This window comes from Candidatus Photobacterium acropomis (assembly GCF_030685555.1).
Taxonomy (GTDB): domain Bacteria; phylum Pseudomonadota; class Gammaproteobacteria; order Enterobacterales; family Vibrionaceae; genus Photobacterium; species Photobacterium lucens.
In genome coordinates this window covers 3,126,162-3,137,910 of the sequence record NZ_CP131609.1, presented here as the reverse complement: position 1 = coordinate 3,137,910, position 11,749 = coordinate 3,126,162, and the positions used below count along the sequence as shown (strand labels likewise).

The window sequence follows — 11,749 nt, the reverse complement described above, 5'->3', positions numbered from 1 at the left end:
ATATAGCAAGTTGTAAGCATTTATACTGAGCAATGTTTGATGCTGAGCGTCTTATTATTAGGAATAAAGTGCAGGTTTATTAAGGGATAATGAGAAAATATAGCGAAAAAAATAATATTGAGAGTCGTAACAATAAAAAAGCCAACTCAGAAGAGCTGGCTTTAACAAAGAAGCTTACTTTACAAAAAATGTTAAGAAAGCATTAATGAATCGGCTTTTGCTTCAAGGTTAGTGTTACCCATTAGGTAAGCATCAACGGCACGTGCTGATTCTCGGCCTTCGTTGATACAACGTACCACTAGAGACTGACCTGTACGCATGTCACCAGCGGCAAAGACACCTGCTTGGTTCGTAGCAAAATCGGTAGTTGCCACATTACCACGCTCATCAAGAGCAATATCAAGTTGAGCAAGTACGCCTGTTGGCTCAGGGTGTAAGAAGCCCATCGCTAAGAAAGCTAAATCACAAGCAATAACACGCTCAGAGCCTTCTACTTCTTTAAACTCAGGGCGTTCACCCGGTTTTGCATCTTGCCAAACGATATCTGCGATTCGTAAGCCTTTCACGTTACCGTTATCATCAGAGATAAACTCTTTGGTTAAGATGTTCCAGTAACGATCACAGCCTTCTTCATGTGATGTCGATGTTTTCATGATCATTGGGTATGACGGCCATGGCTGATTTGCAGGACGTTTCTCTGGTGGGATCGGCATGATTTCCACCTGAGTAATGCTGGCTGCACCGTGACGGTTTGATGTACCAACACAGTCAGAGCCCGTATCACCACCACCAATGACGACCACATGCTTGTCTTTGGCATGGATTTCTTTGGTTTTTAAATCCATACCGTTAGCACGACGGTTGTTTTGCGCTAGGAACTCCATCGCAAAGTGAACACCGTTAAGCTCACGCCCCGGAATTGGCAGGTTACGTGGCACTGTTGAACCGCCCGTTAGTAGGACTACATCAAACTCTTGGCGCAACTGTTTAGCATTAATATCTACACCAATATGGGCGTTAACTTCAAATTTAACACCAGCTTCTGCCATTAAGTTGATCTTACGATCAATGATATCCATGCCCAGTTTAAAATCTGGAATACCAAAGCGCAGTAGACCACCGACTTTTTCATCACGTTCAAATACAGTCACGGTGTGACCTGCACTGTTTAGCTGCTCGGCAGCAGCAAGCCCCGCAGGACCTGAGCCGATGATTGCCACGGTTTTACCGGTGCGAGAACGTGGCGTTTTTGGCTTGGCATAACCTTCACGGTAAGCGGTTTCCACGATGGTCTTTTCTATGTTACAGATAGTGATGGGATCTTGGTTGATCCCCAGTACACAGCCACTTTCACAAGGGGCTGGACAGACTCGACCGGTAAATTCAGGGAAGTTGTTGGTCGAACTTAGGATGTTCCACGCTTCTTCCCAGCTATCACGGTAAACCGCATCGTTAAATTCAGGAATGATATTACCGATAGGGCATGAGTTGTGACAGAAAGGAACGCCACAATCCATGCAGCGTGCCGATTGATCATTGATCTTGTCACCGAACTCGTCGTTTAGGACGAACTCTTTGTTATCTTGGATACGAACACTCGGATCCAACTTTTTTGGCAGTTCACGGCCAAATTCTAAAAATCCAGTAGGCTTACCCATTGATGGCCTCCAACGCTTCCTTGTCTTGAGCTTCAGCTTTACGCTTTTGTAGTACAGCTTTGTAATCCCTTGGCATCACTTTCACCATCTTCTTCAGGTTCTCTTCGAAGTTAGATAGGAAAAGCTCTGCAACCGTACTACCAGTCAATGCTACGTGCTTCGTTAGCATATTTAGTAATAATTCTTGGTCTTCTTTCTCGATTGGGTCGAGATCAACGAGTTCTGGGTTGAGTTTGGTTTCAAAGTCATCAAATTGATCCCAAACGTAAGCAACACCACCACTCATACCAGCAGCAAAGTTACGACCTGTTTGACCCAGAATAACCGCAACACCGCCTGTCATGTATTCACAGCCGTGATCACCGACACCTTCAACCACCACGTGTGCACCTGAGTTACGTACACAGAAACGCTCACCTGCGATACCGCGAATGTAAGACTCACCAGAGGTTGCACCGTAGAAACAAACGTTACCCACAACGATATTGTCTTCAGCAACGATGTCAGATTTCGCATCAGGGTAAAGTACTAGCGTACCGCCAGATAAACCTTTACCCCAGTAGTCGTTTGCATCGCCTTCGACTTCAAATTTCACGCCTTTGGCTAGGAATGCACCAAAGCTTTGACCTGCAGAACCGTTAAACTTGACGTTCATTGGCTGTGGTAGACCTTGGTCTTTGTACACTTTCGAAATTTCATTCGACAGCATTGTACCTGCACTACGGTCGGTATTGATGATAGGCAGTTCAGCCTCAACAGCCTTGCCTTCAGTAAGTGCCGGTTGTGCAAGTTCAATTAGCTTGCGATCAAGTACTGTTTCTAGGCCGTGGTTTTGTTCACGTTGGTTGTACACGCCGTCTTCATTACGCGGTTGCTCGATGAAAAGCACTGGGCTTAGATCAAGGTTCTTGTACTTCCAGTGGCTAATATTTTCACGTACTTTCAGTTTCTGAGACTGACCAACCATTTCATCAATGGTACGGAAACCAAGCTCAGCCATGATTTCACGTAGACCTTCAGCCATGTATTGGAAGAAAGTAACAACGTCTTCTACACGACCATCAAAGCGCTCACGTAATGTTTTGTTTTGCGTTGCGATACCGACAGGACAGGTGTTCTTATGACACTTACGCATCATGATACAACCTTCAACCACAAGTGCTGCGGTTGCTACGCCCCATTCCTCGGCACCCAGCAGAGTCGCGATAGCAAGGTCGCGTGGTGTTTTCATCTGACCGTCAGATTGAACTACGATACGGTTACGTAGGCCATTTTTTAGTAGGGTCTGGTGTGTTTCGGCTAGACCTAACTCCCACGGTAGACCTGTGTGGCGAATCGATGACATTGGTGATGCACCTGTACCACCGTCGAAACCTGCAATAAGCACTACGTCAGCTTTTGCTTTTGCAACACCTGATGCAATCGTACCCACACCAGCTTCTGATACTAGCTTAACGTTGACACGACCTGCGCGGTTAGCATTCTTCAAATCGTAGATCAGCTGCGCTAAGTCTTCGATTGAGTAAATATCGTGGTGAGGCGGTGGCGAAATTAGACCAACTCCCGGGGTTGAGTGACGAGTTGCGCCAATCCAATCATCAACTTTATCACCTGGTAATTGACCACCTTCACCTGGTTTCGCACCTTGAGCCATCTTAATTTGTAGCTCATCAGCGTTAGTTAGGTAGTAAGATGTTACACCGAAACGACCTGATGCGACCTGTTTGATTGCAGAGCGCTCCCAATCGCCATTGTCTTTCTTCTCAAAGCGAATTGGATCTTCACCACCTTCACCTGAGTTAGACTTCGCACCAATACGGTTCATTGCAACCGCAAGCGTTGAGTGCGCTTCATAAGAGATAGAACCAAAGCTCATTGCACCTGTTGCAAAGCGCTTAAGAATATTCTCGATTGACTCGACTTCCTCAAGTGGAATAGAGCCTGCTGGGTTTTTGATGAAATCAAGCTGACTACGTAGTGTTGCAGCATTATCGCCTTGATCATCAACTGCTTTCGCATATTGCTTAAACTGGCTGTAATCTTTGTTACGTGTTGACTGTTGCAGCAGTGAAATCGTTTCAGGGTTGAACAGGTGCTTTTCACCACGTTGTTTCCACTGATAAACACCACCAACATCGAGTACCTGTACAGGAATTTCACGGGTAGGGTAGCCGACACGGTGACGAACTAGCACTTCTTGTGCGATGTCATCAATGGTGAGACCTTGAATACGAGAAACCGTACCAGTGAAGTATTTATCAACGACCGCTTTACTAATACCGAGTGCTTCAAATATTTGTGCGCCGTGGTAAGACTGTAGTGTTGAAATACCCATCTTCGAGAAGATCTTTAATAGACCACCGTTAACCCCTTTACGGTAGTTATCAAATAAGGTGTCTGTTGGTACTTCTGGATCAAGCTTACGCTTACGTTGAAGATCAACCAGCGTTTCAGTTACAAGGTATGGGTTAACAGCATTCGCACCATAACCAACAAGTGTGGCGAAGTGGTGGGTTTCACGAGCATCCCCCGTCTCAACTACGATGTCACATTTCGCACGAAGACCTTTGCGGATTAAGTGGTGGTGAACAGCACCGACTGCCAGCATTGCAGGAATTGCTGCATGGTTAGAGTTTACCGCACGGTCAGTTAGGATAATGATCGAGTAACCATCAATAACAGCATCTTCAGAGTACTGACAAATACGTTTCAGGGCGCGTTCTAGTTTGCCTTCCTCACCGCTTGCACTAAATACGATATCGAGCGTTTTTGATTGTAAATGCTCTTTATCGATAGCACGGATTTTCTCCAGCTCAGCGTTAGAAAGAACAGGTGATTCCAGTTCAACTTTACGGCAGTGTGCAGGGGTTTCTGTTAGCAGGTTTTGATCCTTACCAAGGTAAGTATTCAATGACATCACCATACGTTCACGAATTGGATCGATTGGTGGATTGGTTACCTGCGCAAACAGCTGCTTAAAGTAGTTTGATAGATGCTGTGATTGGTGTGATAGCACTGCTAATGGCCAGTCAGCACCCATTGCGCTTAATGGCTCATAACCGGTTTTTGCCAAGGGAACGATGATGTCGTTCACTTCTTCGGAGCTGACACCGAACGCTTGTTGATGATGCAGTAAGCGTTCAGGTGTTGGCTGGTGGTGCATGTTGTCAGCTTCTGGCAATGTCTTAAGACTTAATAGGTTGTCTTTAACCCATTGCTCATAAGGTTGTGCACTTGCAATACCATCTTTCACTTCTTCATCTGAAATGATGCGGCCTTGCTCTAGATCGGCAACGAAGATACGACCCGGCTGTAGACGACCACGGAATTGGACATTTTCAGGCTCAATTTCAACCACGCCCGATTCAGATGCCATCACAAGGAAGTCATCTTTGGTCACGGTATAACGGGAAGGACGTAGACCGTTACGGTCAAGTGTTGCACCTACTTGAACACCGTCAGTGAAACAAACAGAAGCAGGACCATCCCAAGGTTCCATGATGTTGGCATGGTATTGGTAGAATGCACGACGCTTAGGATCGAGGTTCTTATTTTCCTGCCATGCTTCAGGGATCAGCATCATCAGTGCATGCGGCAGGCTACGACCAGATAGGACTAGTAGTTCTAGCGCCATATCGAAGTTAGATGAATCCGAGCTACCTTCTTGACAGATAGGCAGTAGCATCTCAATTTCTTGCTGGCTAAATAGATCCGATTCAAGGATAGCTTCACGCGCCTTCATCCAGTTCAAGTTACCACGTACGGTATTGATTTCACCGTTGTGAGCAATGTAACGGAAAGGCTGTGCTAGACGCCAACGAGGGAAGGTGTTAGTTGAGAAACGAGAGTGAACCAGTGCAAGTGCTGTTACCATCGTAGGATTTTGCAGATCAAGGAAGTACTGAGGTACTTGCTCTGTGGTCAACTGACCTTTGTACACTAGCGTTTTGTATGACAGTGAGTTGATGTAGAAGTCATCACCAATGTTTGACACGCTTTCAAGGCAAACACGTACCGTGTAGTTACGTAGTACATACAGCTTACGCTCAAGTACCGCAGGATCGAGATTGGCACCACCTGTAATGAACACATGTTCAAATTGTGGTTCTGTGCTCAATGGATCTTCACCGATCATTGAGTTATCAACCGGAAGCACACGGTAACCAATCACTTCAAGATCAAGACGTTTAGCATTACGTTCTAAGATCTCACGGCATTGTTGACGTTTATGTTCATCTTTAGGAAATAGCACGACACCGACGCCGTATTGGTCGAAGGCTGGTAATTTAATACCCAGTTTAAGTGCTTCTTCTAATAAGAACTCGTGCGGTTTTTGCAGTAAAATACCCGCACCATCACCACTGCATGGATCACAGCCTTGACCGCCACGGTGCTCCATACGCGCGAGCATATCGAGAGCCTGAGTAACAATCTGGTGAGATTTTCGGTTTTTAAGGTGGGCGACAAAGCCGATACCACAGGCATCGTGCTCCATTTCAGGCACATAAAGTCCCTGAGCGTTCAGCTCTTGATCTGTCATAGATACATCCTTCCAGTTGCATCAAGCCATATTCCTAAGGCTTGGTTATCCCTAATTTATTGTCACAATCATGCGGTATTGAAATGAACTGTCCTGTTCTACCTGCGGTGATTGTGTGTTTGCGCAAGGATGAAACGTTCCTTTATTTGGCAAACTTAATTTTGCTGTGTTCGTTTAGGTGTGAACGAATACACTATATTTCTTGAGAAAGGGCGACATAAATCACTTTAAAGTAGGATGATAAAGCCGCTTTTATTGTTCAGAAATTGCACACAAGTGTAACTATCCTACAATTTTGATACATTAATTACCAATAAAAATTAACACTTAGTCATCATAATATTGCTATTTTGTTGCATTATTAAACATGAAAATAGCACTCTAATCCTGATAATTATTCGCAATTGGGTTTTAATGCAAAAAAGCTGAGTGTGGCGCACTCTTATTGTTATCGTATTTGCTCGTAATCAATTTCTCTTTTTGTATTTTATTTACGTTTAAAGCTGCTTGCTTACTAGGAATAAGAACGCGGTATTTTTGTTTCAGCACAAACTTTGAACGTGTGATTGATGCTATCTTGCGTGTCCTTTTATATCAGCTCGCTATTTATCGCGGTTTTACAGCTACTCATACTTATTTACTATTAGGTCAAGCAATGCAACTCCACGAACTCGTCAATACATTTGGTCAAGATTTACAACGTCGCTATGGCGAGAAAGTGCATAAGTTAACCTTACATGGCGGCTTTAGTTGTCCTAATCGTGATGGCACCATCGGCAGAGGCGGTTGTACTTTTTGTAATGTGGCGTCGTTTGCCGATGAAAAAACACAATATTTACCTATTCAGCAGCAACTAACTGATCGTGCAGGCGAAATCCATCGTGCGAAACGTTATTTAGCGTATTTTCAGGCATACACTAGCACGTATGCTGAAGTACAAACCTTGAAGAAAATGTATGAAGAAGCGTTAGAGACTGCCGATATTGTTGGCTTATGTGTCGGTACTCGTCCTGACTGTGTGCCTGATGCGGTATTAGAGCTATTGTCTGGTTATGTTGAGCAAGGTTATGAGATTTGGCTAGAGCTAGGTTTGCAGACCGCAAATGATAAAACATTAAAACGTATCAACCGTGGTCATGATTTTGCTTGCTATGAAGCGATCACTCAGCGCGCTCGTGCGTTAGGGATCAAAGTTTGTACCCATTTGATTGTGGGATTACCGGGAGATACTAAAGCAGATAATATCGATACCATTAACAAAGTGGTTGCAGTTGGTGTTGATGGGATTAAGTTACACCCATTACATATTGTTGAAGGTAGTAAAATGGGGCAAGCGTTTAAAGCTGAGCGTTTAGATCCGATCAGCCTTGAAGACTATACCGATATAGCGACGGAGATGATCCGCTTAACGCCTGCCAATGTGGTATATCACCGTGTATCTGCTGCTGCTCGACGTCCTACCTTATTAGCACCTATGTGGTGTGAAAACCGCTGGTTAGCCATGACAGAAATTGGTCGCAGCCTCGATCGTCATGGTGCACAAGGTAGTCTCATTAATGATGCTTTTGTGTATGAATTACCACAATTAAAATAGGATGTAACAATAAAGCCTGCATAATGTGGGCTTTTTTGTATGTAAAGGTTAAAGTTTTACCTTATATTTTGGCGCAATTAGCATGAGCGCTTATGATTAACAGGTTTAATCGTCGCTTTCGCGATGTCTTTCTTCTTTTGGTATTCAGTGATGAAACAAGTCAAAATTTTAGCTCAATTCTATGTTGATCTTCTGGTTAAGCTGGGGATTGTTCGTTTTAGTTTATTACTCGCTTTAGGCTTGGTTGCACTAGCTGTCATTGTCCAAGTGTGTGTGACTTTGATCTTACATGGCTCGGTGAATGATATTGATATTGTTCGCTCGGTAACCTTTGGTTTATTGATCACCCCTTGGGCGGTGTACTTTCTCTCTGTGGTGGTGGATCAATTAGAAGAGTCTCGCCAACGTTTATCTAAATTGGTGACCAAATTAGAAGAGATGCGATCTCGTGATTTGGAATTAAACCAACAGCTTCAAGATAATATCTCGCAGTTGAATTTAGAGATAGAAGAAAGAAAGAAAGCGGAAGAAGCCCGCGAAGAAGCGATGCAGGATCTCGAAAATGAGGTATATCAGCGTGAAAATGCGCAGCTTGCCGTTGCTGAACAAAGTGCATTATTAAAATCATTTCTGGATGCTTCCCCTGATTTGATTTACTACCGCAATGAAAAGAATCAGTTTTCGGGCTGTAACCGCGCAATGTCTGAATTGCTAGGTAAAACGGAGAAGGAGTTGGTGGGCTTAACACCTTGGGATGTTTATCCTAAAGAAGTTGCCAAGAAAATTATTAAAACCGATGAAGAGCTATTTCATGAAAATAGCGCGATGACTGATGAGCAATGGCTGGTTTATCCCAATGGTAAACGGGCGTTATTTGAATTACGTAAAGTACCATTTTATAGCCGTAATGGTCGTCGTTTAGGTTTAATGGGCTTTGGTCGAGATATTACTGAGCGTAAAAAGTATGAAGATGCGCTAGAAAAAGCGAGTAGCGATAAAACCTCATTTATCTCAACGATCAGCCATGAATTACGTACTCCGCTTAATGGTATTGTCGGTCTAAGCCGTATGTTGCTTGATACCGAATTAACTGATGAGCAACGTGGCTATTTGCGTACTGTGCATGTCAGTGCGATCACCCTAGGTAACATTTTTAACGACATTATTGATTTGGATAAGTCCGATCGTCGCCGATTAGAGTTGATGCCAAAGCCGTTAGATTTCCATGAGTTTGTTGACGAGATGGGTAATATCTCACAATTAATGGCAGAGCAAAAAGGGTTACGTTTTGATTTGGAATGTTTAACTGATCTGCCGAAGAATATTGAAGTCGACAGTACACGACTACGCCAAGTGCTTTGGAACTTAATTGGTAACGCCACCAAGTTTACCAAACAAGGCGGGGTGATTTTATCGGTAAGCAGTGAAATCCATGAACATGATGCAGATATTGTGTTTGAAGTAGAAGACAGCGGTGTTGGTATTCCTAAGTCTGAAATCGATAATATCTTTGCCATGTATTACCAAGTAAAACAGGGTGATGACAACATTCATGCTGTGGGTACGGGAATTGGTTTAGCGGTATCTCGCCAGTTAGTGCAATTGATGGGCGGTGACATCACGGTGGATTCAGAAGTCGGTGAAGGCAGTACATTCAGAGTAAAAATTCGTGTACCGCTAGTCGAAGATGTGATTGAAGAAGAAATCGTGACTGAAGTGAAACCTGAGCTTACAGGTTTAAGCATCTTTATGGTTGAAGATATTGAGTTAAATATCACGGTTGCGAAATCACTACTAGAAAGTTTAGGTCATGAAGTAACGGTGGCAATGCGAGGTGATGAAGCCTTAGCCATGTTCAAACCTGAAGATTACGATTTAGTGCTGTTAGATATCCAACTTCCCGATATGACAGGATTTGATATTGCCCAGAAACTGCGTGAAAAATACCAAGATCTACCAGCCTTAGTTGCACTGACAGCCAATGTGATCAGTGATAAAACTGAGTATCTTGAAAAAGGCATGGATGAAGCGATCAGCAAACCATTAAGTGTTAAAGCAATTACTGGCGTGATCGAAAATCTAGTGCTCAGTTGCAGTTATGAAGAAGATGAAGTGACTGAGCAATTAGAATCTGACAATGAGCAATCAGGTCCAAGCGAAAGTATGATTGATAAATTGCTCGATCTTGAAATGCTGACCTCGTATGTTGATATTGTTGGTACTAAGCCTGTCTATGCTAGCATCGAGATGTTTGAAAAAATGATGCCAGATTATATTGCGATTTTAGACTCCAACATGGTCGCAAAAGATCAAGATGGGATTAAGTTTGAAGCGCATAAAATCAAAGGGGCTGCCGGCTCTATTGGCCTAAAACATATTCAGCAAGTGGCGCAAAAAGCGCAATCGCCAGAGCTACCAGCTTGGTGGGAAAATATTAATGATTGGGTTGATGAAATCAAAAACTGCTATCAAAACGACATTGAAGTATTGAAAGCATGGTTGAAGCAGTACGGTAAGTAAAATACCGATATTCATTTATCACAGATACAAAAAAGGCTCCTTTCGGAGCCTTTTTTATTGGACCACTAAACGAATTACTCTTCGCCTAGATCGCCACAGAAACGGTAACCTTCACCGTGAATTGTTGCGATGATCTCTGGGGTATCAGCAACAGATTCGAAGTGCTTACGGATACGACGGATGGTTACATCAACCGTACGGTCATGTGGCTTAAGTTCACGACCAGTCATCTTCTTAAGAAGATCAGCACGAGTTTGGATTTTACCTGGGTTCTCACAGAAGTGAAGTAGAGCACGGAATTCAGAACGTGGAAGTTTGAATTGATCACCGCTTGGGCTTACTAGTGAACGGCTGTTAATTTCTAGAGACCAACCGTTGAACTCGTAACGCTCAACTAGCTTTTTATCTTCAGTTGGAAGACCTTGGTTCATTGCACGAGTTAGTAGGTTACGTGCACGAATCGTCAATTCACGAGGGTTGAAAGGTTTTGTGATGTAGTCATCAGCACCAATTTCAAGACCTAGGATCTTATCAACTTCGTTATCACGACCTGTTAGGAACATTAGCGCCATATCGCCTTGTTCACGAAGCTCACGAGCTAGTAGAAGACCGTTTTTACCTGGTAGGTTAATGTCCATGATCACTAGGTGAACAGGGTTTTCAGAAAGCATCTGGTGCATTTCTGCGCCGTCGTTTGCTTCAAAAACTGTGTAACCTTCCGCTTCAAAGATACTTTTTAGTGTATTACGTGTTACGTGCTCGTCTTCTACGATAAGAATGTGAGGGGTTTGCATTGGCAGTACCTAATATCAAAAACTAATCTGCGATGAACAGAATAAGTTAAATTCTATAAAAAAATTCACATATAGGCAAAGTATTAACAAAAATACTTATTTGTTACGAAATCGCTGCCTATGTTGGTACACCATCCTTTTCCCGATAGTAAATGCTATCGAAATACCTCAAAAATTGAGGTGTTGGCTACACTCTCCCTAATTAATGCAGCGATTGTATTCACTTAACAGCTCTCTAACAATATTGTACGTTTGTTTAGTATAGCTATTTATAACTTTGTTGATTTATATCAAACAGAGTGAAGCATTAGCGCTCGTTATCAAGATTTTTAACAATCTTGATAAAATCACTGAGATTTGATTAATTCCACATTAAAAATTAATCAAAAACATACCGTTTGTATGTTTTTAAAGCTATAACTTACATTAACAACAACATGTTATTTACGTTATTTTTTTAATTGTAACATCGTCATCGATTAGTTGCATGTTTTATGTGTTGTTACTCTAAACATGATTTTTAACTATTTAATATGAATAATCGGGAATATGGCATTATTCTCTGTGAGTATTCGAAGTAAATTACACTTTGGGTTGATGGTGGTTTTTTAAAAACGACTAACTATAAATAGGTAGGCTGGTT

At 42.8% G+C, this 11,749-nt stretch carries 5 protein-coding genes; 2 read left to right on the top strand and 3 right to left on the bottom strand.

All coding sequences use genetic code 11. The features are described 5' to 3' along the window. Positions 1–191: 191 nt before the first annotated feature. Entirely contained in the window at positions 192–1,658 is a 1,467-nt protein-coding gene (locus Q7657_RS21045) for a glutamate synthase subunit beta (RefSeq protein ID WP_107166847.1), read from the bottom strand. Then, positions 1,651–6,198, bottom strand: coding sequence for a glutamate synthase large subunit (gene gltB, locus Q7657_RS21040; RefSeq protein WP_107166846.1), 4,548 nt, complete (start codon positions 6,196–6,198; stop codon positions 1,651–1,653). The genes Q7657_RS21045 and gltB overlap by 8 nt, the downstream gene beginning before the upstream one ends. Positions 6,199–6,853: 655 nt before the next feature. On the opposite strand from gltB, the gene mnmL reads away from it, so the two are divergent. Further along, positions 6,854–7,792 carry a tRNA modification radical SAM protein MnmL/YtqA gene (gene mnmL, locus Q7657_RS21035; protein ID WP_107166864.1) on the top strand — a complete coding sequence of 313 codons (939 nt, stop codon included), beginning with the start codon at positions 6,854–6,856 and terminating at the stop codon, positions 7,790–7,792. Between the two features lie 150 nt (positions 7,793–7,942). Beyond that, complete coding sequence (arcB, locus tag Q7657_RS21030) at positions 7,943–10,312, top strand: aerobic respiration two-component sensor histidine kinase ArcB (protein WP_107166845.1); 2,370 nt, start codon at positions 7,943–7,945, stop codon at positions 10,310–10,312. Positions 10,313–10,386: 74 nt separating this feature from the next. Here arcB and arcA read toward each other — a convergent pair whose 3' ends face one another. After that, positions 10,387–11,106 (bottom strand): two-component system response regulator ArcA, encoded by a 720-nt coding sequence (gene arcA, locus Q7657_RS21025; protein WP_008988472.1) that lies wholly within the window; start codon positions 11,104–11,106, stop codon positions 10,387–10,389. Positions 11,107–11,749 lie beyond the last annotated feature (643 nt).

Excerpts from the sequence above, each read along its gene's own strand:
- Q7657_RS21045 (WP_107166847.1), bottom strand. The coding sequence starts at position 1,658 with ATGGGTAAGCCTACTGGATTTTTAGAATTTGGCCGTGAACTGCCAAAA.
- gltB (WP_107166846.1), bottom strand. The coding sequence starts at position 6,198 with ATGACAGATCAAGAGCTGAACGCTCAGGGACTTTATGTGCCTGAAATG.
- mnmL (WP_107166864.1), top strand. The coding sequence starts at position 6,854 with ATGCAACTCCACGAACTCGTCAATACATTTGGTCAAGATTTACAACGT.
- arcB (WP_107166845.1), top strand. The coding sequence starts at position 7,943 with ATGAAACAAGTCAAAATTTTAGCTCAATTCTATGTTGATCTTCTGGTT.
- arcA (WP_008988472.1), bottom strand. The coding sequence starts at position 11,106 with ATGCAAACCCCTCACATTCTTATCGTAGAAGACGAGCACGTAACACGT.